18 protein-coding genes and 1 pseudogene are annotated in these 23,618 nt (G+C 39.2%); 13 read left to right on the forward strand and 6 right to left on the reverse strand.

The genetic code is table 11. The annotated features are described in order from the left end of the window. Nucleotides 1-2 precede the first annotated feature (2 nt). Nucleotides 3-839 (reverse strand): annotated as a pseudogene (locus EZ456_RS02345) (GTP-binding protein); the annotation flags it as partial. Between the two features lie 86 nt (nucleotides 840-925). Here EZ456_RS02345 and EZ456_RS02350 point away from each other — a divergent pair. Genes EZ456_RS02350 through EZ456_RS02380 form a run of 8 tightly spaced genes read left to right on the forward strand, consistent with a single transcriptional unit; the run spans nucleotide 926 to nucleotide 5,113 of the window. Then, nucleotides 926-1,315, forward strand: a complete 390-nt coding sequence (locus EZ456_RS02350) for a MerC domain-containing protein (protein WP_131526962.1) — start codon at nucleotides 926-928, stop codon at nucleotides 1,313-1,315. Nucleotides 1,316-1,330: 15 nt separating this feature from the next. Next, the gene (locus tag EZ456_RS25005; protein ID WP_165501218.1) at nucleotides 1,331-1,489 is read left to right on the forward strand and encodes a hypothetical protein; all 159 of its coding nucleotides are present in this window, start codon (nucleotides 1,331-1,333) and stop codon (nucleotides 1,487-1,489) included. After that, a complete protein-coding gene (locus tag EZ456_RS02355; protein ID WP_131526964.1) occupies nucleotides 1,482-2,120 on the forward strand; it encodes an ABC transporter ATP-binding protein in 639 nt (212 codons plus the stop codon). The genes EZ456_RS25005 and EZ456_RS02355 overlap by 8 nt, the downstream gene beginning before the upstream one ends. Beyond that, nucleotides 2,107-3,321 (forward strand): ABC transporter permease, encoded by a 1,215-nt coding sequence (locus EZ456_RS02360; RefSeq protein WP_131526965.1) that lies wholly within the window; start codon nucleotides 2,107-2,109, stop codon nucleotides 3,319-3,321. Before EZ456_RS02355 ends, EZ456_RS02360 begins: the two co-directional genes overlap by 14 nt. Before the next feature lie 3 nt (nucleotides 3,322-3,324). Then, entirely contained in the window at nucleotides 3,325-3,762 is a 438-nt protein-coding gene (locus tag EZ456_RS02365; protein ID WP_131526967.1) for a hypothetical protein, read from the forward strand. A 12-nt stretch (nucleotides 3,763-3,774) separates the two neighbouring features. Then, a complete protein-coding gene (locus EZ456_RS02370) occupies nucleotides 3,775-4,209 on the forward strand; it encodes a hypothetical protein (protein WP_131526969.1) in 435 nt (144 codons plus the stop codon). Further along, the gene (locus EZ456_RS02375; protein WP_131526971.1) at nucleotides 4,206-4,655 is read left to right on the forward strand and encodes a hypothetical protein; all 450 of its coding nucleotides are present in this window, start codon (nucleotides 4,206-4,208) and stop codon (nucleotides 4,653-4,655) included. The genes EZ456_RS02370 and EZ456_RS02375 overlap by 4 nt, the downstream gene beginning before the upstream one ends. 20 nt (nucleotides 4,656-4,675) lie before the next feature. Further along, nucleotides 4,676-5,113 (forward strand): Fur family transcriptional regulator, encoded by a 438-nt coding sequence (locus tag EZ456_RS02380; RefSeq protein WP_131526973.1) that lies wholly within the window; start codon nucleotides 4,676-4,678, stop codon nucleotides 5,111-5,113. A gap of 3 nt (nucleotides 5,114-5,116) precedes the next feature. On the opposite strand, the gene EZ456_RS02385 is transcribed toward EZ456_RS02380, so the two are convergent. Genes EZ456_RS02385 through EZ456_RS02395 form a run of 3 tightly spaced genes read right to left on the reverse strand, consistent with a single transcriptional unit; the run spans nucleotide 5,117 to nucleotide 8,915 of the window. Next, a complete protein-coding gene (locus tag EZ456_RS02385; protein ID WP_225876452.1) occupies nucleotides 5,117-6,115 on the reverse strand; it encodes a LuxE/PaaK family acyltransferase in 999 nt (332 codons plus the stop codon). Nucleotides 6,116-6,119: 4 nt separating this feature from the next. Continuing rightward, on the reverse strand, nucleotides 6,120-6,437 hold the full coding sequence (locus EZ456_RS02390) for a hypothetical protein (protein WP_225876455.1): 318 nt from the start codon (nucleotides 6,435-6,437) through the stop codon (nucleotides 6,120-6,122). Nucleotides 6,438-6,485: 48 nt separating this feature from the next. Beyond that, nucleotides 6,486-8,915, reverse strand: a complete 2,430-nt coding sequence (locus tag EZ456_RS02395; RefSeq protein ID WP_131526979.1) for a penicillin acylase family protein — start codon at nucleotides 8,913-8,915, stop codon at nucleotides 6,486-6,488. Nucleotides 8,916-9,112: 197 nt separating this feature from the next. Here EZ456_RS02395 and EZ456_RS02400 point away from each other — a divergent pair, with 197 nt between their 5' ends. The 4 genes from EZ456_RS02400 to EZ456_RS02415 all read left to right on the forward strand — a co-directional run bounded on the left by EZ456_RS02400 (nucleotide 9,113) and on the right by EZ456_RS02415 (nucleotide 18,409). Further along, the gene (locus EZ456_RS02400) at nucleotides 9,113-12,037 is read left to right on the forward strand and encodes a TonB-dependent receptor (protein WP_131526981.1); all 2,925 of its coding nucleotides are present in this window, start codon (nucleotides 9,113-9,115) and stop codon (nucleotides 12,035-12,037) included. A 270-nt stretch (nucleotides 12,038-12,307) separates the two neighbouring features. Further along, nucleotides 12,308-14,770 (forward strand): glycoside hydrolase family 31 protein, encoded by a 2,463-nt coding sequence (locus EZ456_RS02405; RefSeq protein ID WP_131526983.1) that lies wholly within the window; start codon nucleotides 12,308-12,310, stop codon nucleotides 14,768-14,770. Between the two features lie 59 nt (nucleotides 14,771-14,829). Beyond that, nucleotides 14,830-16,794 carry a 1,4-alpha-glucan branching protein GlgB gene (gene glgB, locus EZ456_RS02410; RefSeq protein WP_131526985.1) on the forward strand — a complete coding sequence of 655 codons (1,965 nt, stop codon included), beginning with the start codon at nucleotides 14,830-14,832 and terminating at the stop codon, nucleotides 16,792-16,794. A gap of 178 nt (nucleotides 16,795-16,972) precedes the next feature. After that, a complete protein-coding gene (locus EZ456_RS02415) occupies nucleotides 16,973-18,409 on the forward strand; it encodes an AAA family ATPase (protein WP_131526987.1) in 1,437 nt (478 codons plus the stop codon). A gap of 184 nt (nucleotides 18,410-18,593) precedes the next feature. Here the strand turns inward: EZ456_RS02415 and EZ456_RS02420 are convergent, their stop codons facing one another. Beyond that, on the reverse strand, nucleotides 18,594-20,783 hold the full coding sequence (locus tag EZ456_RS02420) for a TonB-dependent receptor (protein ID WP_131526988.1): 2,190 nt from the start codon (nucleotides 20,781-20,783) through the stop codon (nucleotides 18,594-18,596). A gap of 64 nt (nucleotides 20,784-20,847) precedes the next feature. Continuing rightward, nucleotides 20,848-21,210 carry a hypothetical protein gene (locus EZ456_RS02425; RefSeq protein ID WP_131526990.1) on the reverse strand — a complete coding sequence of 121 codons (363 nt, stop codon included), beginning with the start codon at nucleotides 21,208-21,210 and terminating at the stop codon, nucleotides 20,848-20,850. Nucleotides 21,211-21,425: 215 nt separating this feature from the next. On the opposite strand from EZ456_RS02425, the gene EZ456_RS02430 reads away from it, so the two are divergent. Next, complete coding sequence (locus EZ456_RS02430; RefSeq protein ID WP_131526992.1) at nucleotides 21,426-23,585, forward strand: Ig-like domain-containing protein; 2,160 nt, start codon at nucleotides 21,426-21,428, stop codon at nucleotides 23,583-23,585. Nucleotides 23,586-23,618: the final 33 nt, after the last annotated feature.

A 23,618-nucleotide genomic window follows, 5' to 3' on the forward strand; every position in this document is an offset into this window, starting at 1 on the left:
TCCTTATTGATGTAATTCCATAATCTTTCAGGGTGAAAAGGTTTTTTAGCGCGGAAAACTATTGAGCTTATTCCATATTCTTCAGTTTCGGGCTGATGGAATTCTTCTAACTCTTTTTTCCATCCGGCACCTGCTGATGCAGATTCAAAATCGAATAGGCCGGTATGTAAAATTAAAACAGGATCTATTTCTCCAAAAAGTGTCTGATAAATTTTGGCGGTTGGATTCAGTTTTGCAATTAACGCCTTTAATATTTTAAGATCGGTATCGCTTACCAGATCTGTTTTGTTCAATAAAATTACATTGGCAAATTCGATCTGGTCGGTAAGCAGGTTTACAATAGTGCGTTTATCTGCCGCATTATCAACCATATTACGATCGGCAAGCTTTTCTGCCGAACCAAAATCCCTGTAAAAATTATAAGCATCTACAACAGTTACCATTGTATCTAACCGGCTAAATCTACTCAGATCTATACCTGAAGCTTCATCAATAAAAGAAAATGTTTGTGCAACAGGAATGGGTTCAGATATCCCCGTGCTTTCGATCAAAAGGTAATCAAAGCGGTTTTCTTTTGCCAGTTTTTCCACTTCGATCATCAGGTCTTCCCGCAGGGTACAGCAGATGCAGCCATTGCTCATTTCTACCAGTTTTTCTTCAGTTTTAGATAAGATATGCTGACTTTTAACCATGGTAGCATCGACATTTACTTCACTCATATCGTTTACAATCACAGCCACTTTCAAATCTTGCTTATTCCTTAATATGGCATTGAGCAGCGTGGTTTTGCCGCTGCCTAAAAAACCGTTTAATACGGTAACAGGTAATTTCTTTATCATTTTAATGCAATTATGTTGCAAATATAAGCTTGATTATTGCAAATGCAACTAAATTGCTTTTATATTTGTGCACTAAATTTATTTTAATGAAACTACGGAGTTATAAAATCAACCTCGACCGGATCGGTATTACCGCCTCAGCGCTTTGTGCCATACATTGTGCTGCATTACCATTTTTAATCACCGTTTTACCCATGTGGGGAATGGGTTTCCTGGCCAATGAAGCGTTTGAGATTACGATGATTGCAGTTTCATTGATTATTGGTATCTGGAGCTTAAGTACGGCATACCGCAAACAACATCGCCGTATTATACCAATTCTGGTACTTATTGCAGGCTTTGCATGTATAACATTGGGGCATTTTTCGGGCATTGAACCGCTGGAGCCAATCTTGATTCCGATTGGTGGATTTACCATTGCTGCGGCCCATTATATCAATTTACGAATGCTTAAGTCTTGCCCATTGGGCAATTAATAGTTAATTATGTCAATGAGTTATAAAATCTTATTTATCCCCGCATTGTTGTTTATTACGATGTTAAGCCCTGCCTGTAAGCATGGTACAAATGATGGAATAGAACTTTACAGGCGTTATGCCATCAAAAACCTGACAGTTAAAAAAAAGCAAAGCGTGTTGCATCATGATTAAAATCAGCTCATTAGCACATGTTTATGAGAAGGGGAGAAGATTAAAATTTCCATGCTGGGAAATTGCCGATATGGAGCAATGGCTTTTACTAGGTGCATCTGGCAGTGGAAAAAGCACATTGCTCAATATTATTTCTGGTCTTTTGGAGCCAAGCCAGGGTGAAGTTTTAATTAATGGAACTGATTTATATACTTTGCCTGCAAGAGGGCGGGACAGGTTTAGGGGAAGGCATATCGGCATCATTTTTCAAAGGCCGCATCTTATTCGTTCTCTTGATGTAATTGATAACCTGGAGCTTGCTGCGGTAATGGCTGGGTTACCTATAGATCATAAACGGAACCATTCACTTTTGCACGATCTGGGTATTGCCGAGCTGGCTAAAAATTATCCCGACGAATTAAGTCAGGGACAGTTGCAAAGGGTTTCGGTGGCCCGTGCATTGGTAAACAAACCCGACTTGTTGATTGCTGATGAGCCTACTTCTAGTTTAGATGATGGGAATGCCAATCAGGTAATCCGGATGCTGACTACCCAAGCTAAAGATAATGGTGCTGCACTGATCATTGCCACACACGATAGGAGAGTGCAAGAATATATTACTAAAACCTATCTACTCAATGAACATCTTTAAAATCAGCAGCAAAAACCTCATCAGGAATAAGCTAACAACAGTTTTGAATATTATTTTAGTTGCCTTTGGCATTGGCATCCTGTCTATTCTCTTTTTGGCTACCAACCAGATTGGAAATAAACTGGAAAAAAATGCTAAGGATATTGATTTGGTTGTTGGGGCAAAAGGAAGTCCGTTGCAGTTGATATTAAGTAGTGTTTACCATATCGATTATCCAACTGGAAATATCCCTGCTAAAGATGCTTACAAGTTAATGCAGAACCCTATGGTTAAGCGGGCCGTTCCTTTGGCATTGGGCGATAATTATAACGGTTACAGGATTGTTGGCACCGATAGCACTTTCTCGAATCTTTACGGTCTATCTATCCAAATGGGCAATTTTTGGCATAAAGATTTAGAAGTAACCCTTGGTAGCACCATTGCTTTAACATCCAAGCTGAAGATCGGTGATTCTTTTTTCGGTGCACATGGCTTAACTGGCAATGGAGATATTCATAAACAACATGCTTACCTCGTAAAAGGAATTTTAAAACCACAGGGAAATATAACTGATAATCTGATCCTTACCAATATTGGGAGTGTGTATAAAATGCACGAAGAAAAGCATAAAGAGGGGTATAGTCATACTTCTGCAGAAGAAGCCAAAGAAATTAATGATAAACAGATTACTGCCTTGCTGATACAGTACAAATCACCAATGTCGGTTATTCTTTTCCCGCGGATGGTTAATCAAAGTACAAACATGCAGGCCGCTTCTCCGGCAATGGAAAGTGCAAGATTATTTTCACTGATCGGTGTTGGAATTGATACTTTACAATGGTTTGCGATGTTTATTATGGGGATTGCTGCCCTCAGTATTTTTATCAGCCTTTATAATGCGATGAAAGAGCGAAAATACGACCTGGCCATTATGCGCTGTCTTGGTGCATCAAAATCGAAACTGTTTTTCCTGGTGATGTTTGAAGGGGTTTTGGTTACATTTATCGGTGCCTGTTTGGGTTTGTTGATCGGGCATTCAGCGCTTGAAGTAATCGGAGCCTATCAGGAATCTTCACAGGCAAAATTAACAGGGTTTACTGCAGTTCCTCAGGAAATATATTTAATCTGGATCGGGCTGTTTATCGGCACTTTGGCCTCGCTTATCCCTGCTATGCAAATTTACAAAGTGGATATTGCCGAAACTTTAACGAAAGACCGTTAAGTGATGAAGAAATTGTTTTTTTTAGTTTTTTTATGTTTAGGTGTCCAGGTACTGGCGGCGCAGGTTAGGGTACATACCGACATGCGCACGCCAACTTGGAATGTAATCGGGCTAAGGTATGATGCCGAAATCGCCCCAGGCAAATGGGGAAGTGTTTTTCCACCTGCTTTAAAAGCTTTAAATAATAAGGTAATCGAGCTGCCTGGCTACATCATCCCCACAAAGGTAGGGTCGAAATTTAGCGAATTTATGTTTTCTATTGTGCCCATTGCCTCCTGTCCTTACTGTGGCTCAGGCGATATTCCGGCAATGGTGCAGGTAAAAATGTTAACAGCTATTCCCATTACAGAAAAACCAATCAAACTCAGGGGAATTTTCATTATTAACGATTCCGCGGATGATAGGAGTGAATTTTTTCTTTTAAATGCAAAACTTTTATAATCTCATTCGATAATGAAGAAATACATTTGGGTGCTATTGGTTTTAAGCTCCATTACAGCAGCGGCTCAGGTATCTGTACACACAGAGATGCGAACCGCTACATGGAATCTTATCGGTTTAAAGTACGATAAGCAGGTAAAACCATTGGTTTGGCAGGCTGTTTTTCCACCTGCATTAAAGGCAATCCATAATAAGATAATTGAACTTCCTGGCTATATTATCCCTACAAAAGTGGGCAATAGCTTCAGTGAGTTTATGTTTTCTATCGTGCCCATTGCCTCCTGCCCGTATTGTGGAACAGGCGATATCCCTTCGATGATAGAAGTTAAGACTTTAAAGCCCATTAACTGGACTGAAGAGCCCATTACCCTGAGAGGAAAATTTATAATCAATGATTCTGGTGATAGCCGATCTACTTTTTTTCTTTTAGATGCCACAAAACGATGAGACATTTGCATTTTATTTTCTTTCTGTTTTCGGTTTGCACAGTTGCCGCACAAACGCAAAAGCACAACCCAAAAGACCAGTTGCGATCTTTGAACTGGGATGTAATCGGCTCGGTGAAATTTGAACTTACCGAAAAGAACGAACTTTTGCCCCTCTTTACAGAATCGGTCAAACGTTTTGAAAATAGGGAGTTTGATTTAACAGGTTATTTAATCCCAATAAAAAGTGGACAGAAACAGCAGAAATTTCTGCTGGCAACCCTGCCCATTAACCAATGTTATTTTTGCGGGCAAAATGGCATTCCGGTAATGATTATGATTGAGATGGAAAGTGCAGTGCCTTATAGCGAAAAACCTATCCGTGTAAAGGGGATTTTAAAATTAGAAAAAAAGGATGCGAGTTATGCACCACCAATAACCATCAGAAATGCCAAACTCATTAATTAATTGCTTATTTTTGTAGTGTTATGGGAAATAATACATCGCGTTTCGAAAAACTTTTGGTTAAAAACGGACTAAAAAGAACTGTCCCTCGTTTGCAGGTGCTGGAGATTTTGAGTGGAAGAGATTCTGCAACATCTCAGCCTTATTTAGAGCAGGTGATGGGTAAGGATGCAGACCGTGTTACCTTGTATCGTGTTTTGCAGGCTTTTGAAGAAAAAGGAATTATCCATAAGGTTTTAGATCAACAGGGCACCGCGAACTATGCTATTTGTTCTGATGGTTGCAGTGCACACGAGCATCATGATGAACATGTGCATTTTAACTGCGATAACTGTCATAAAATTTACTGCTTGGATACTGTTAAAATTCCGGCATTAAAAGTTCCGGCTGGCTTTAAAGTAGCGCATCTTAATCTGATTGCTACTGGTTTATGCGCTAGCTGTTCGGGTAAGGTAAATTAGCGTTTACTGCACCAAAAGATTACATCCCCTTATATCGGCATTGTCAAATCTGCCCAATACTTCAAAACGCTGATCGGGATTAATCCTTCCCAGATCTTGAGTGGCAATAAATGAGCAAGAATTGAGATTGGCCAGATCGATTACATTGATGCCACCAGTTCTGCCATTTTCAATTAAACTTAAAGGATCATTGGTATCGCGGATTAAAACCTGCATCCAGTTAGGGCAGTTGAAAACTCCGTTTCCTAATGAATAAGCCTGAGAAAGTAGCTCGGTCATTCCATATTCACTATGGATAGCTTTTACACCAAATCCTTCTGTTAGCTGTTCGTGTAGCTCCTCCCGCACCATTTCTTTACGTTTCCCTTTCATTCCTCCGGTTTCCATTACAATCAGTTCGGGGAAATCGATATCAAACTGTTCTATAAAATCGAGCAGGGCATAAGTAACACCAATTAAAACGGTTTTTTGTTTTTTTGATTTAAGATCTAGGAGGGTTTTAAGCAATTCATCGTGGTTGTATAAAAAGTATCCACTTTGTGGATGTCTGCTCTTTTCGATCAGATCGTTAACCATGTAGATCAGCGATGAACCAGATCGCTGTTGATAGGATGGGAGCAAGGCCAAAAAGCAATATTCGGTGATATCTCCGTAAAATTGCGCAAAAGCTTGTAGATAGCTCTGCTCATATAATTTAACATCGGTTACATGATGGCTGCTCTGTACCATACCCGTAGTGCCTGAACTACTGAAGGTAATTTCAACAGGATCGGTACTGCTTAAAATAGAATGGCTTTTAAAAAAGCTGATCGGTAAAAATGGAATCTGTGTTACTTCAGTTACCTCTTCTGCATCTACACCTAAATGAAAGATATATTCACGGTAAACATTGCAGTTTTGGGCCTGTAGCTTAAAAATGTTTAAGGCAAGCGAGTTAAACTCATCGGTACTTTTTATAGAAAATATATCCTTAGCTGTTAAATTCACAGGGTAAAAGTACAAAGCATTATGCTATTTTCTCGTCAGTTTTTTTAGCCAGCATAGCCATGCGAAACTGATAACCACAATAACCGCTTATTCCGGCAACCAGGCCACTTAAAATCCCCGTAACCAATAGCAGTGCCCACCAGAGTTTTATGCCCGTCATTATGGCCACACGGCCAGCAAGTACATTATCATTAGGTAAGCTTTTAAATAAAGCATAGCCTATCCAAAGTAACGAAATGGCAAGGAAAGATTGCCAAAAGGCTATTTTTCCTGTTTTACCGATAATTCCACAGGTGGCAAAAGAAATTACAATGATAATCCACCAAGGGGCAATCATTTGCAAAAGAAAACAGATTATTAATATAACAATGAAAACCATTTTAGCCTATTTAGAAATTTTTAAACGAGAAATAACTGTACCCGATTTATCATCAGGACCTTGCATATAAAATAGATCGTACAATTTACCATTTGCCCAGGTATCGATCATGTTATCATAAAATTTACTTCCAGGGTTGCCTGATTGACCGCCTGGATAAACACCATGTCCTTTTGGCGTTTTACCCAGTTCAATTACCATCCGCCACGAAGGTCCATTGGCTTCGCTTAATGCGTTAATCGCTGTTTTCGCGCCGCCAATCTGTAAAACTTTCGAACCGAATCCTGGTATTTTGGCCAGATGCGGTACATTGGTCTGCTTTACATTTGCCCAGTCCCAATCTTTGTTTATTGGCCCAAAGCGTCTTTCTAAACTATCGCAGCTATATTTAAAAGCTTCGTTAACCAGATCAGATAATATTTCCTTTTTGCTGGTTTTAATATTGTCGTACCAGGTTGCATTGGGTTCTTTCAAAATCATCTCAACCGTGCGGTCTCTTGAGGGGTAACGCATCGGGATTCCTTTAACCTCGAATTCATCAGCCCAGATATTGTGCGATAAGCGTTTTGTCCATATTTCGAATACACTGGCTGCAATTTCATGGGCATCATAACGTTTGTTCCATTTGCCCAAGTAAGCCAATGCTTCTTTTTGCGTTGCATTTAACTGTTCGTTGTTTAGTAACGGTAAGAGCGCAGGAACCAAGTTTTGCGCCATAATACTGTAATTGTCGGTCTGCATGAGGCGGATGCTATCTAAGGTAGCTTTGTTCATTGCCGATAGTCGATCGTTGATCCGTTTGCCACGCTCATAAGGTGCAAATTCCCAGTTAATATAATATGGATAAGTAGTATCGGTAGAAGATTGATTGGCTGAACTAACAAAACCCCGTGCCGGATTCTTAACCGTTGGGTTCTGTGCATTTGGAATCCATCCCTGCCAATCGTATGATGGGTCGGTACCATCCAATATAAACTTGCCCTGATCTTTCCATTTTAATGGGAATTTTCCATTTGGCGTGATGGCGATATCATTATCTACACTGGCAAAAACGAAGTTCTGTGCAGGAGCAGTATAAAAAGTTAAAGCCTTGCGGTAGTCATTGTAATTTTTACCGCGATTTAAATAATAAAAAGTCATGAGTTCGTTCGATTCATCATGCGCTATCCACCTTAAAGCATCGCCAACGGGTACATTATCAGCCCTGCCATATTTTGGCTTCTGGAAATATACCACCGGCCCGTGGTGGGTATAGTAAACCGTATCTATTTCGTCTTTTCCGCCACGTATTTTAATCGTTTCCAATCGCTTGGTGGTAGCTTTCCATTTATTATCGTACCAATATTCGTTGTGGGTCGAATCCTTAAACTTGATCTGATAAAAATCCAGCACATCGGCAGCAACATTGGTTACGCCCCAGGCTATTTTCTGGTTAAAGCCAATAATCACCCCGGGCGCACCAGGTAAAGAAACACCATAGGTATTTACGCCAGGTGCATGTAACTGAATCTGGTACCAGATTGATGGAAGCGTTAAATCCAAATGTGGATCGTTTGCCAAAATCGGGTATCCCGATGCGGTTTTAGCGCCCGATAATGCCCAGTTATTACTGCCAATGCCTTCTATTTTTTCGGTTGTTTTTACCTCGCCAGTTTGAGCCCTGGTGAAGCTTTCTGGCGTTTTAGGTGTTGGTAAGGGAGAGAAATCCCATTTTGTGCCAACTGGGATGATCGGGTCTTCGCGGAACGGATAATCTGGGAAAAGATTTTTGGTAACCTCTGGCCCAAATTTTTTCAAGATGTTGGTCATGTAAAATTCGTCGGAACCCATGGCTAACACTGCCGACATCTGTTTTAGGAGCAGAGCACATTTTACAGGTGTCCAGTTTTCGGGTTTAAAATCGAGTATCTTGTATTCTAAGGGATAATTGGCTTTAGAAAGTGTTTTGATGTAGGCATTAATCCCTTCGGTATAAGCTAAGATCATTTCTTTGGCTTTAGGATCGGCCATCATGCCTTTTAACGAGTTTTCTGCACCATAAACCATACCCATCCGGCGCTGATAACGGTCTACTTCTATGGCTTTATCGCCCACAACTTCACTAATTCTTCCGGCTGCAAAACGGGTTTGAAAATCCATTTGCCAAAGGCGGTGCATGGCGGTTACATAACCCTGCGCCAGATACAGATCATGATCATTCTGCGCGAAAATATGTGGAATCATGCGGTCGTCAAAAACGATTTCGATTTTATCTATCGCCCCCTTAATCTTCGCTGTATGGTTAAACATAAAATGATTGTTCTCTGCATTTTGCCAAAAACCCATAAAAGGATTTAGGAATTTTAACAATGGAGGCGTACTGCCTAATTTGGTGTTAAATAAAAAAGCTAATGCTATCGGAATGATGATACAGAACAGGGCTTTAATTTTATTCATAATGGCTAGCTAACAAGTCAGTCTACTAAGGTAGGGCAAAATGACGGTTTATGTTTAATGCAAAATACAACAAACTGTATATCAATCAAAATTATAATTTGAATTGAAATTATTATGCTAACATAATTTGTTTAATTCAAAAAAAGAATTTAAGTTTATATAACTAATAATACAAACAACCAAATTAACAATCGTTTATGAGCAGAATTTTTACACAGATCTTCTATGTGTTATTATTTGTGTACGCAGGCAATAGCGCGGCACAGGCACAAAGTATTACGGTGAGTGGAACCGTAAAAGATAAGCAATCGAAAGAAGGACTAGCAGGGGTTAGTTTAACTATTAAAGGTCAGTCAGGTGGTACGGCCTCCACGAGTAACGGTAGTTTTACTTTTACCACAACAGCAAAAGTTCCCTTCACTTTAGTCGCATCTTATGTAGGTTATGGTACAGTTGAACAGCAGATTACCGGAAGCACTTCTGGTGTTAATCTGGAGCTGGAAACCGCGGTTGTATTGGGAGGTGATGTAGTTGTTTCGGCATCGCGTACACCCGAGCGTATATTAGAATCGCCAGTTTCTATCGAGCGGATGAGCGCAGCCTCTATTAGGGAAATCGCCGCACCATCATTTTACGATGCCTTGAACAACATGAAAGGCGTAGAAAGCAGTATGCAAAGTTTAACTTTCAAGTCGATTAATACACGTGGTTTCAATTCTAACGGTAATACCCGTTTTAACCAATACATTGATGGAATGGATAACCAGGCACCTGGATTAAATTTCTCGGTAGGTAATATTGTGGGTATAACTGAACTTGATATAGATAATGTAGAGCTTTTACCGGGTGCTTCTTCTGCCCTTTACGGTGCAGGTGGTATTAACGGTACCTTGTTAATGACTTCCAAAGATCCTTTCAGATATCCTGGAGCAAGTTTCCAATATAAAACAGGAGTAAACCATGTTAACGATGATAATAGCAGTGTGCAACCTTTCAATCAGTTGGATGTACGCATGGCAAAATCATGGAACAATAAGTTTGGCGTAAAAGCTGCATTTTCATTCTTACAGGCTAAGGATTGGATCGGTAATAATTATTCTAACTTTGACCGGGTTTCCAGAAGCGTGAAAGGCGGTGATAGAAACAGCGATACGAATTATGACGGAATAAATAGCTATGGTGACGAAGTGAGCCAAAATATGCGAAATGTGGCGCTAAGTGTTCAAAATGCAACCATTGCCGGAATTAATACAGGGTCTGGTGGTTTAATACCAAACATTAAAACATTAATGGACGGAACTTTTGGCGCTGCTATTCCGAATCCAGCACAACAAGCGGGATTTTTGGCAGGATTACCATCTGCACTACGTGGTCCGGTACAAAATTATTTTCCTTTTTATGTTGGCTTAAAAGCAGGTTTAATCCCTGATCAGAATATTTCGAGAACGGGCTATAACGAAGAAAACCTGGTTGATTATAATACAAAGTCATTAAAAGCATCAGGTGCATTATACTACAACATTAGTAATACCGTGCAAGCAGTAGCGTTGGCTAATTGGGGTACTGGAACTTCAGTTTATACTGGTTCTGACCGCTATTCTTTACGTAATTTTAATATTGGCCAATATAAATTAGAGGTAAAGGGCGAAGACTTTTTTGTGAAAGCCTATACTACTCAGGAGCGCTCTGGCGATTCTTATATTTCTTCTATTTTGGGTAGTTATGTTAACGAGATATCTAAACCATCAACAAGTTGGTTTCCGCAATATATTGGCAACTATGTTGGTGCAAGAGCAGCAGGACAAAATGATGCCGCCGCGCATGCATTTGCGAGGGGAATTGCCAATCAAGGTCGTTTCGAGCCAGGTAGCCCGCAGTTTGAAGTTGCGAAAGATAAAGTAATGAATACCACAATCAGTGCAACAAGCATTAATGCCCTCGATCCATCAAAAAGCGTTTATGGCGCAAAATTCGATGATAAGTCAAATCTATATCACTACGAAGGTATGTACAACTTTACCAATCTTTTCGATAAAGTGGTAGAGTTTCAGGTAGGCGCATCATATCGTTTATATGACTTAAATTCGGCCGGAACAATTTTTAACGATTTAACTGAATCGATTGACATTAAAGAATACGGTGCATTTGCACAGATCGGTAAAAAACTCTTTAATGATAAAGTTAAATTTACCTTTGCTGGCCGTTATGATAAAAGTCAGAATTTTGAAGGCCGGTTTACACCAAGGATAACCGGAGTGTTCACTGTGGCCAAAAACAACAACATCAGGGTTTCTTACCAAACGGGTTACCGTAACCCAACCACGCAAAATCAATATATAGACCTGTCTGTAGGTGGAGGATCTCAAAGATTAATTGGTGGTTTGCCAGAAATTATGTTCAATAAATACCATCTTGATAATAATAAAGCATTTACTGATGTAAGTTACCGTGCGTTCTTAGCATCTGCAGCTGCAACAGGAACGCCTAACCCGGCGTTATTGCAACAATATACTTTTGATGCAAGAGGTGTTCGTCCGGAGAGTGTTCAGTCTTATGAGTTAGGTTATAAAGGTTTGCTCCTTCCTAATTTATTGCTTGATGCCTATGGTTATTATAACATTTATAAAGATTTTATCACTGCAGTGGATGTTTATCAGAATGTTAACGGAAGTTTTGTGAAATTCGGTGTTCCGGTTAATGCAGAAGGTAAAGTAACCTCTTATGGAGCAGCTTTAGGTTTAGATTATTTAGTAGGTAAATATACCATCAGTGGTAACGTTTCTTATAATGAAATTGGTGATTTACCAGTTAACTATATTAACGATTTCAATACCCCGAAAATCCGTTATAACCTGGGTTTTGGCAATAAAGAAATTATTAAAAACTTTGGTTTTAATTTGGCATATCGTTGGCAAGATCAATTCTACTGGAATTCTTCTTTTGCCTCAGGTCAAGTGCCTGCTTATAGCTCTTTAGATGCGCAGGTGAGTTTAAGAATCCCTTCAGTACAATCTATTATTAAACTTGGTGGTTCGAACGTACTAAATAAATATTATTTTACTTCTTACGGTAACCCACAGGCTGGTGCAATCTATTACCTAGCCATTAGTTTTAATCCATAATCAGTTAATTGAGTTTTAAGGGCCTTCTATGCTAAAAGTATAGAGGGCTTTTTTGTGCGCTGGCTATCAGGGTTATTTTTTACTGCATTATTGCTCAATAGTTTAATGTCAATAAAGGCTGAAAATAAATGGCTTAGTGTAAAATTCACACTATTGAAATAATCTTTTCAAAAAAAGCTACATCCCTTTTGTAAAATATTTGTATTATAGTACTTTCTTAAGCACATCCCGGTTTAAGAACCATGAATTTAAAATTTTGAATAAATAAGGATGGAAGCGCAAAACGACAAACCTAACGAGACAAGTGATCTGATCGAAAAGGAGCAAGAAATACAGCATTTAAACAATCCAGTTGATATATCGGTAAAACCAATTGTTAAACAATACCTTGGTGCGGTTAAAAAAGTAAAAAAGGAGGGCAACCGTTTTTATTTTTCTGATGGGGATGCAAGAGTAGAAGTTAGGGTGGTAAGCGACGATATTATCCGCGTTCGCCTGGCTCCACATGGCGTTTTCTTAGATGATTTTTCTTACGCTGTGCCCGAAGTAGATCAAAAAGTTTCTGTTTTTAAAATGCAGGAACACGACGATCATTTCACGATTTCTACCCATGCGGTAACCTGTAAAATAGAAAAAGCAAACTTTCATATTTCTTTTTCTGATAATATCACCAATGTGGTAATGGTTGATGAACCCAATTCTATGCACTGGGAAGAAAATGTAGATTTTGGCGGTTATTATATCTATGCAACCAAAAAATGCCACCCTGAAGAAAATTTCTTCGGTTTGGGTGATAAATCTGGTAATTTTAACCTACGTGGCAGGCGGTTCGAAAACTGGAATACCGATGCTTACTCTTTCGGTTGGAACCAAGACCCACTTTACCGCACCATACCTTTCTATATCGGTTTGCATAATCAGGCTGCCTATGGTATCTTTTTCGATAATACCTTTAAATCGTATTTCGATTTCGGTTCGGAAGATGTAAATAAAACCAGTTTCTGGGCCGATGGCGGAGAACTGCAATACTATTATATCCATGGTCCACATATTATGGACGTGGTTAAACGTTATGCAACTTTAACGGGAACGCACCCAATGCCACCAAAATGGACTTTGGGCTATCAGCAGTGCCGTTGGAGTTATTACCCTGAAACAAAAGTTAAAGAAATAGCTAAACAGTTCAGGGAACGTAAAATTCCTTGCGATGCCATTTATCTGGATATCGATTACATGGATGGCTACCGCTGTTTTACCTGGAATAAAAAATACTTTCCAGATCCACGGAGAATGATTAAAGAACTTTCTGATGATGGCTTTAAAACCGTGGTAATGATCGATCCGGGAATTAAGGTAGATGACGATTACTGGGTTTTTAAAGAAGGTAAAGAGAAAAGATTTTTCTGTCGCCGCAGCGACGATTATTATATGGAAGGGCATGTTTGGCCAGGGCGCTGTCAGTTTCCCGATTTTACCAATCCAAAAGTACGCAGCTGGTGGGGTAATTTATACAAAGAGCTGGTAGATATGGGCGTTGCAGGTTTCTGGAACGATATGAATGAACCAGCCGTGTTTGGTTCAGGAACTTTCCCTAATGATGTCCGTCATAATTATGATGGTTACCGCGGCTCACACCGTAAGGCACACAATGTTTATGGCATGCAGATGGTGCGTTCTACCTACGAAGGGTTAAAAAAACTAATGCGCAATAAACGTCCATTTACCATTACAAGGGCTGGTTATTCGGGCATGCAACGTTATGCAAGTGTTTGGACCGGCGATAATATTGCCACTTGGGAACATTTAAAGATCGGAAATATCCAGTGCCAGCGTTTATCGGTTTCTGGCGTGCCTTTCTGCGGAACAGATATTGGAGGGTTCAGTGGTGAACCAGATGGCGAATTATTTACCCGTTGGATCCAGCTAGGTACATTTTCTCCCTTTATGCGTGCACACTCTGCCGGCGATACTGCCGAAAGGGAACCTTGGAGCTTTGGCGAATTTTTCGAAGATATTAACCGCAAGTTTATCGAATTAAGGTATCGTTTAATGCCATACCTGTATTCGGTATTCTGGGAGCATCACCGTTATGGTTTTCCTATTTTAAGGCCGTTAGTGATGCTTGAGCAGGAAAATATCAGCAACAGTTTCCGTCAGGATGAATTTTGTTATGGTGATAAACTATTGATCTGTCCGGTTTTAGAGCAAGGTGCAATATCTAGAAAAGTTTACCTTCCAAAAGGAACATGGTATAATTTCTGGACCAACGAAATTTTAGATGGCGGTAACGAATATACGGTTGATGCTAAGATAGACAGTATGCCAATGTTTGTAAGGGCAGGTACAGTTTTACCAGAATATCCTGTAATGCAATATGTTGATGAAAAATCGATTACTGAAGTAGTATTGAATATTTATCATAGCGATTACGAGGTAAATTCGTACATGTACGAAGATCATGGTGATACATTTGCCTACGAGCAGGACATTTATCTGGAAAAGAAATTCACTGTAAAAGGTGATACCCAGGCCATTAAAGTGAACCAACGTAACGAAGGATTGTACACGCCTAATTATGAATTTTATGTTTGCAATGTTATCGGCGTAAAATTCCAGGTGAAAAAGATCATTATCGATAATAAAGAGGTTAATGATTTTTATACTGACGATCAGCATATCCTGCATTTTAAATGCAATAAGAACTTCTCAGAAATACAGATATTGAGTCTGTAATATTGAGCCCCAAATGCTGTTTGGTATTTGGGGCTTCATTTAATCTAACCAAAATACCTATGCCAGCAGCAAAAAATGTTCCTGTAAAAAAAGCATCCCAACCAAAAATTGATAAACAGAAATCCGTTTGGATCCACAGTTTATTTACCGATTACGATATCGATCTTTTTCTTGTTGGAAAGCATTTTAGGCTTTACGAGAAAATGGGCTCACACTTAATTACTGTTGATGGGACCGCCGGAACTTATTTTTCGGTTTGGGCTCCCAATGCCATTTGTGTAAGTGTAGTGGGTAATTTTAACGATTGGAACAACAGTTCGCATCCACTGAGCGTGCGGTGGGATAAATCGGGTATTTGGGAAGGTTTTATCCCTGGTATTGCAAAGGGCGAAGTTTATAAATATTTTGTTAAAGGTTTTGATGAATCTGAGCATTTAAAAGGCGATCCTTATGCCAGAAGATGGGAACATCCACCGCAAACAGCTTGTATTGTTTGGGATACCGATTACACCTGGAAAGATAAAGCTTGGCTCAAAAAAAGAGCAAAATTAAATGCTTTGGATCAACCCATTTCAGTGTACGAGATACATTTAGGCTCCTGGGAACGCGATCCGGATAATCCAGAACGTGTTTTAACCTGCAGGGAAGTAGCTGGGAGGTTGGTGCCTTATATAAAGGAAATGGGTTTTACACATGTAGAACTGATGCCTGTAATGGAATTTCCATATTTTCCGAGTTGGGGTTATCAGATTACAGGTTATTTTGGGGCAAGTTCACGCTATGGTTCTCCACAGGATTTAATGTATCTGATCGATGAACTTCATAAAGCCAATATTGCGGTGATATTGGATTGGGTTCCTTCCCATTTTCCAGGCGATAGACATGGCTTATATGAGTTTGATGGAACCCATCTATACGAACACGCCGATATGCGGAAAGGCTTTCATCCCGACTGGAAATCATATATTTTCAATTATGATCGAAACGAAGTACGCTCTTTCCTAATTAGTAATGCCTTGTTTTGGATTGATCAATATCATGCAGATGGGTTAAGGGTAGATGCCGTGGCATCGATGTTGTATTTCAATTTCTCCAGAGAAGATGGAGACGCCGCAACAAACGAATATGGAGGAAGTGAAAACCTTGGCGCCATACAGTTTTTGCAGGACCTGAATGTTGCCGTTTATGGAAATTTTGAGGGTGTACAAACTATTGCAGAAGAAAGCAGCACTTATCCTGGCGTAACCCACCCGGTACATGCGGGCGGATTAGGATTTGGGATGAAATGGATGATGGGCTGGATGAATGATACTTTAAAGTATTTTAAAGTTGAAACCCTTGGCCGGAAACACCACCATCACCAGCTAAGCTTTAGCATGACTTATGCCTTTACCGAGAATTTCATGTTGCCTTTCTCTCACGATGAAGTAGTGCATGGTAAGTCGCCAATGCTGTATAAAATGCCTGGAGATGACTGGCAGAAATTTGCGAATTTAAGGGCGCTTTATGGTTATATGTTTACCCATCCAGGAGCAAAACTGCTGTTTATGGGGAATGAGTTTGGCGAAACCAATGAATGGAACTTTACACAATCGTTAGATTGGCATTTACTGCAACATGCACCACATAAAGGCATGCAGGAAACGGTTAAAGCTTTAAACTTTCTGTACCGCAAAGAACCTGCATTGTATCATTTCAATTTCAGTTATGAAGGTTTTCAATGGATTGATGCAGATAATGCAAACGAATCTACATTTGTGTATATGCGTAAAGGACCAAAGGCAAAAGATACTTTGCTTGTTGCCATAAACTTAACACCTGTGGTTCGGGAGAACTATAGAATTGGGGTGCCTTTTAAAACCAAATGGACAGAAATTTTTAATACCGATGATATTGTTTATTACGGAGGTGGTATTAATAACAGGGGGGATATTGTTCCTGATCTGGAAAATTATAATGGACAGGAATATTCAATAATTGTCGATTTGCCACCGTTGGCTGTAGTGATTTTTAAAAGCAAGTAAAAGATTATTGCTTGCTATATCACGCCAAAACTGCACGTAAAATATAGTTTTGGCGTGATATAGTTTTTTATATCACGCCAAAACTTCATGTAAAAACATAGTTTTGGCGTGATATAGGTTTTTGTATTACGCCAAAACTTAATTTTTTCTTAACTTTGTTGCTATTAATTAATTGTTTATGGAACAGGTTGTAGGAAGGAATGAAGAAAAATTGCTGTTAAACAAGATTGAAAAATCTGGTGAAAGTGAACTGATTGCTGTATATGGGCGTAGACGGGTAGGAAAGACTTATTTAATCAGAAACGGGTTTACTAAAGAAATTGCATTTGAATTTTCTGGCATCCATCATGCAACATTAAATCAGCAGTTGGAAAACTTTAGTTTGGCACTTACAAAAGTAACGGGAGGTTTTCCTTTAGCCAAACCAGAAAGTTGGATAGCTGCCTTTGAAATGCTGGTCAAATACCTCACTCCCTTGGTAAAAAGGGAAAGAACAATAATTTTTATTGACGAATTTCCCTGGATTAATACGCCCCGCTCAGGATTCTTGCCTGCATTTGAAAATTTTTGGAACAGTTGGGCTTCGAGGGAAAAAAAGCTCATTGTTGTAATTTGTGGTTCGGCAGCTTCTTGGATGATCAATAAAGTGATTAATAACCGTGGAGGATTGCATAACCGTGTAACGAGGAGAATAAGACTTCTTCCTTTTACTGTTGGTGAAACTGCAGCATATCTTAAATACAGAAAAATAAAACTCGATAAGTATCAGCTTTTGCAGGTGTACATGGCTATGGGTGGGATACCACAGTACCTTAAAGAAATAGAACCGGGCGAGAGTGTCGCCCAGATCATAGACAGACTATTTTTTACCAAAGATGGGCTACTTCTTGAAGAATTTAAGAATCTGTATTATTCGTTGTTCGATAAAGCAGAAAACCACATCGATATTGTTCAGGCACTGGCAAAAAAAAGTAAAGGACTTACCCGTACAGAAATTATTAATGCCTGTAAGCTAAGCAGTGGTGGTTACGCTACACAGTTACTGGCAGAACTTGCCGAGTCTGGTTTTATTACGCCTTATATTCCCTTTGGGAAAAGTAGTAAAGACTCTTTATATAAACTAACCGATGAGTACTCTATATTTTATCTCAAATTTATTGATGGTAATAAGGCAAGGGGTGCTGGAACCTGGTTGAAATTTTATTCGGGTACATCATGGAAAAGTTGGAGCGGATATGCCTTTGAAAGTATTTGTATGAAACATACTTCGCAGATTAAAAAAGCGATAGGGATAGACAATGTTTATACAGAAATATCTGTTTGGCGTTATCTGCCCAAAAACAAAGAAGAACAAGGTGCGCAGATTGATCTGCTTATTGATCGAAATGACTCTTGCATCAATATATGCGAAGTTAAATTCTCTATTATACCTTTTGAAATCACTAAATCTTATGAAAGGGAATTAGTTAACAAACTAAAAGTATTTCATTATCAAACCAGAACAAGAAAAGCATTGTTCTTGACCATGATTACAACTTATGGAGTCTCAAATAGTGAACGTTACCCTGGTCTGGTGCAAAAAGAGATTACTATGGATGTGCTTTTTGATGATTAGCCAAGCTAATCAATTTAAAATAAGAAAAGCCTCCCATTGCTGGAAGGCTTTCTTAAACTCTGGAGTGGAAGCTTCCAGAGAGGGTGCAAAGATACAATAACCATTGTTTTTTGCAAGTATTATTTTTTAAATAATTTTTAAGGTAAAAACCTTTATATAAAATATTGTTATAAAGTGTTGCCTATTAGAGTTTAAGCTTTATACCTGCATTAAAAGTTCTTCCTTCGGTATGGGTCCAAATATCATCGAAGCTTGGGTTAAGGTGCGAACCGTTAACCACACTTTTGTACCTGCTCTGCCTGGTATCGGTAAAGTTCTCTGCATTGATAAATACCGAAATTTTTCCAAAAACCTTTTCTGCCATAAAACCAAACTCCCAAAATGGACTAGTCTGCTGGTTGTTGTAAAGGTATTGCCTATCGGTAAAATAACCCTCCAGGCCCATTTTAAAATTCCTTTCCTTTTCGTAAAGCAGCGCCAGATTGAGTTTGTTTTTAGGTAGCAGTCTAATGTCTTTCACTACAGAAAGATAATCTGCTTTTGCATTTGTAAAAGTATAGCCTGCAAAAAGCTTAAAATATTCCTTAAATATGATCTTGGCATTGGTTTCAAAACCTAAACTCTGCACTGGCAAGTTCGTATTGTCAAAATAAAAATATCCCGTAGCATCTTGTAGCAGGATGGTAGAGTTAGTGATCCGGGTGTAAAAGAACATTTGGTTCAGGCTGATCATCCAATCGTCGCCAATGCTGGTTTTATAGTTTACATCGGCAGTACCACCATAACTTTTTTCTGCTTTTACATTATTTAAGGGAAGTAAATTCTGGTATTGAAACGTTTCAGTCTGTTCGGTAAATAGGGTAGGGGTTTTATAGCCTAATCCACCACCAATTCTCGAACTCCATTTATCGTTAAACTTATAAAGTGCAGAAACACGAGGCAATACAAAAACTTCATTTTTACGATAGAAAGCGTTAAAATAATGGACAAAATCGGCCCTTAATCCGCTTTCTAATTTGAATTTTGTGGTAATATCCCAGGTTTGTTGTGCGTACAGCCCCCCCGTTTTGGTAGTGAAGTTTTTTGCCAGGCTTAACTTTTGATTTTGTTCGATGAAATCATCATAAACCAAATTTGCGCCAAAAATTAAACTCTGGTTTTTAATGTTCTTCAAATAACTGATATCGGTGTAAGCATTATAGTTGATACCATCAAAGCGGTAATCAGGAATGGATATACCTCGCTTAAAATAGTTAAAGCTCGTTTTAACGCGTAACAGGTCTTTTTCGTTGGTTTTGTAACTGAAATCCAGCGTAGAGGTATTGCGAATACTGTTATTGGTTTCAAAATAACGGTGGGCTGCATCTGCATCATTATTCACTACAAAGATATCACCTCCCGTTCTATCGCTCTTGGTAAAAGCATTGCCAATAATTAGGGTAGCTTTTTCATTCGGGTAAAAGAATAACTTTGGGTGAATGGTAAAATCTTTCGTTTTAGGTAGCTCCGTAAAGTCATCCTTGTCTACATCATATGCCTTTTGAAAATTTGCCAAGGCCAACAGGCTATAACCGAACTTTTTATTGCGTTGCATCCCAAAACCGCCAATATTGGTTTGGCCTACGTTAGATTGGTTTAGAATAAAGTTAAATTCGGCTTTTTCTTTTGGTGTTCTCGAAATAAAATTAACTACACCTGCAATTGCACCAGCACCATAAAGCGTAGAAGAAGGACCTTTTATAATCTCCACCTGACTTAAATCTAATGGTGGGATTTCCAAAATACTCAATCCACTGGCAAAATTACCAAAACTGGCATAACCATCTTTAAGTAGTTGTGTATATCGTCCATCTAGTCCCTGTATTCTAATACTCGCATTGGCGCTTGTTGCCGAGGTTTGCTGTACAGAAATACCGGTACTTTCGTGTAAAATCATCGAAACGTTGGCTGGGCGCATATTGCTTTTTTCATCAATTTCTTCCAGTTCTATCGTTTCTACCCTTGTTGGCGTATTTTGTATGCTACGGCTTGTCCTCGTAGAAGAAACAATCACTTCTTCCAGCTCATCTTCCGATTCTGCCAAAAGAATTTCCAATGGACCTGTTTGTTTTACAGGGAAATTTAATGGGATAAGCTGTTCGGCATAACCAACATATCTAATAATCAGGGTTTGGTTGCCCGCTGGTATATTATTGAAGCTGGCCGTTCCGTTTTCTCCTGTTTTAGCGATAACGTTGGTTCCTTTAACCAGGATGGTTACTCCGTTTAACGTGGATTTACTTTTTTGATCTTTAATTATAATCTTAAAGGTTTCTTGTGCATAGGCACTTACCGTGCACACGAGCGCGCACAACAATACTATTATTTTTTGCATGTATTCTTTTAATAAAAATGATTGAATAAATAGATCGTTTTTGGTTACGATCTGAAATTATCGGTTACCCGATGGATGTTTTATTCAATTTTGGTGGCTGCCAGATATGCTGAAGATAAGAAGAAATAAACTGATCGCTATAAGGGGTGTTCAGTTTCAGAACAGGCTCGTTCTTTAAAAAATTGAATGAAGAAAAAGCAAGGCTGCTCACAGAAGGCTGTCCACAGCAATTACAGGTGCACATGGGCGAGCAGTTATCTTTATCGGCGCTGCTTTCCGTTTTGCTTATTTTGGCTGATAATACTTTAGTCTGAATATCATAGCCAAATTCCGGTAAATCCTCGCAGGTGATGCAAGAGATAAACAAGATGCTAAGGCTTAACAGGTAGACTAAAATTTTCATTCTTGAAGCAAATGTACAAATCATGTTCGAATGATTTTGGTTTTATTGATAAATATCAACAAAACAGGCTTTTACGTTTCAGTAAAGGACTTAATGAATAAAGTGAACGGATAATGTGACATTGGCTCGCAGTACTTTTGTATCACGAGCAAACAAACAAAATTTAATTTTCACGTCATCCCAAACTTACATTGAAAAGGCGCTCTTGTCTATCTTTCTTGGTGTTTGTGTTGTTTTTTATGCCTGCATATTTATATGCACAGTGTGAAAATACCGCACGGACTTATGCAAACTTTCAAGGTTCTTACATTGATGGATTAGGTATTTTAGGCGCAAATTTATATGGAAGTATTTCAGATGCATCAAATGCTGTAAATGGACAGGTTAAAGATGCTTCAACATTATCTGTTCCGATAGGAATTCTTGGTCTTACCGGATCGGCCACCCAATTTCTCGAATTTACTACAGATGGCACTAATGCAAATAAACGCACAATAGCTGCAAATACCCCTGTAACGGTGAAACTGGCACTTCCAAAAGAATTATTGGGGCTTTTGAGCAGCTTTGAAATCGGTAGTTTTACAGACCTTCATGCAGTTCCCGGAAACAAGCCGTTAATTGGTTATGGATATGAGCCAGGCTACGATGCAACCCGGACTCCTATTTATACATCTGCAAATATTGCCGGTGTAATTGGTGGAGGGGGAGAGATTGAAATTACAGTAACGCCAACGCAGGCTTTTAACGGGATCTATGTAAAGATTGCCGGTGCCGTGGTTTCTACAGCGTTATCATTAAAGGTTTTTCATGCTTATATCATGGAGCTGAGCACAGGATCAATCAACTGCGATGAAGCAATAGATGTGCTCTCTGGTGTGAAACCAACTGCCTTGGGTGGGATTGCAAATTTAACAGGTACAGTTGCCAATCCCTTTAATGCCATTGATCCAGATCCAAATAGCTACGCCTTGATTGATGTTGGTGCGTCCGTTTTAAATCAGGTATATCTTAATGCGATTTTCAATAAACCATCTCAACCGGCTGATTCCGTAACCATTATCCTCGAAAATCCCGGAGGTGGTCTTTTAGATCTTAGCCTTTTAACTGGCTTTACTATACAACCTTATTTAAATGGAGTTGAAGCTGGACCTGCGTTTGAAAACACAGGTACTTTTTTGAATCTGAAATTATTACCTGGATCAACCAGCAAATATTCTTTAACCTTTTTGGTAACTGATGTGTACGACCGTTTGGAGATTACAATGGGCGGGCTTACGGGTGCTTTCAGCCGTTTAAGGATTTATGACATTAAGCGCAAGCTGGCAAAACCACGCACACTGGTGGATCCATCTACTACTGACGAGAAAATTATTTGTCAAGGAGGTTCCGCTTCATTTTCTGTTCAAAATGCTCAAGATTGCACAGAATATAAATGGTACGATGCCGAAAATGGAGGTAATTTAGTCCATACTGGTTTGACCTATACCCCTCCTTCTACTCTTGCCGCCGGAGAATATAATTATTATGTGCAGGCAAGTAGAACATATTGCGTTACTGCTGTTTCTGAACGCTTAAGGGTAAAACTTAAGGTTAACCCTTTACCAACGCTCATGGTGCCCGGCGCAACAATCTGTAGCGGATCTTCTACCATACTAGCGGTTACCACGCCAGATGCTGGTTTTACCTATAACTGGTATGATTTACCATCGGGAGGTGCGCTAATAAAAACAGGTACAACATATACAACTCCTATTCTTACAAACACAACCAGTTATTACGTAGAAGCTGTTAATACCCTAACGGGATGTAAAAATGCCGGAGGTGCGCAGGTGGTAGAAGTTAAAGTAAAACAATATGCCTCTGTTCCTGCAATTGGTGGCCTTTCAGTGATGTGTAGCGGAACTACTGCAACATTTACAAATACTTATCCAAATGGAGTATGGAGCACTAGCGATGCAGCCATTGCAACTATAGATGCTACAGGAAGAGTTACTGCTGTTGCTACTGGAGGTGCTGTAATTAGTTACACTGTTGCTGATGATGCTACGTATTGCGGAAAGAAAGTGGATTTTAACTTAACTGTAAACCCATCACCAAATTTAACCTTGGGGCCAGATCCAAGCATTTGCGAAGGACTTACGACAACCAAGATTGCTTATACCAATCCGATTTTTGACCCCATTACCTATAGCATCTCTTGGACAGGAAATTTACTTCCTTCCGTTTCAGACCAGACTTTGCCAGCAAACGAAATTACAGTCAATATCCCATCAAATGCGCCTGTTGCGGTGTATCAAGGAATATTAACCATAAAAAATGCAAACGGCTGCGAACGTGTTATCCCTTTTAGTTTTAGGGTAAAGCTCGTGCCACATAAACCAACAGTATCTATTAATTAAAAAAGAAAATAAATTATTCATCTCTAACAAATT

Origin of the sequence: Pedobacter psychrodurus (assembly GCF_004331735.1) — a bacterium.
In the GTDB taxonomy this organism is placed as follows: domain Bacteria; phylum Bacteroidota; class Bacteroidia; order Sphingobacteriales; family Sphingobacteriaceae; genus Pedobacter; species Pedobacter psychrodurus.